Annotated in this window: 1 protein-coding gene; it reads left to right on the top strand. The window is 71.2% G+C overall.

Annotated elements, in window-relative coordinates; all coding sequences use genetic code 11:
• Positions 1-80 precede the first annotated feature (80 nt).
• Positions 81-813: hypothetical protein (locus AX692_RS03100; protein ID WP_073977558.1), on the top strand; the 733-nt coding region annotated here is incomplete at its 3' end.

The following is an 813-nucleotide window of genomic DNA, read 5'->3' as shown; positions in this document are numbered from 1 at the left end:
CCTCCCCGCCGCGCCCGCATTTTCCTACTCGCCGGATTTGTGATCTTCTGCGCCTCCCCCATCTGCCAGAGGCTCCCGCCATGACCCGCCCCGTTGATCCTGCCGCCGACCCGCTCGCCTTCACCCCCGTGCCCCGCCAGCGCAAGCGCCGCCGCGGGTGGAGCCCCGCCCGGCAGCGCGAATTCATCGCCCACCTCGCCGAAACCGGCTCCGTGCGCGCCGCCTGCCGCCGCATGGGCGTGGGCGAGCACCAGGTCTATGTCCTGCGCAACCACCCCGATGGCGCAAGCTTTGCCGCCGCGTGGGAAGCCGCGCTCGACATGGGCATCCAGCGGATCGAGGACACCGCGATGGACCGCGCATTGAACGGCGTCGAGGCACCGGTGTTCTACCACGGCGAGAAGGTCGGCGAGCGGACGGTCTATAACGACCGCCTGCTGATGTTCCTGCTCAGCAACCGCGCCTCGGCGCGCTTTGCCCATGGCAGTGCCCGCGCTCCCGGGAGCGTCAGCCAGACCCAGCTCGACCGGCTCAAGAAGCAGTGGCGCGCGGAGTGGGATGCCGAGCGGCCCAATGTCTCCGCCGCCGAGGTGAGCGCGAGCATCAACCGCAAGATCGAGGACATCCGCCGCCGCATCGCCCGCGAACGCCCCCAGCGCCGCGCCGTCCTCTCGGAAGAAACCCTCGCCGCCTTCGCCCGGTTCGCGACCTTGCGCGACCGCGACCTCGCCGCAGCGAACGCCGACGAGCGCACGCGCCGGATCACGGGCGGCACCCTCGACACCCCGACCGACTACTACGACCCGCCCGAGA

The sequence above is a fragment of the Erythrobacter donghaensis genome (genome assembly GCF_001557325.1).
Lineage (GTDB): Bacteria > Pseudomonadota > Alphaproteobacteria > Sphingomonadales > Sphingomonadaceae > Erythrobacter > Erythrobacter donghaensis_B.
This window is presented reverse-complemented; position numbering and strand designations above follow the sequence as displayed.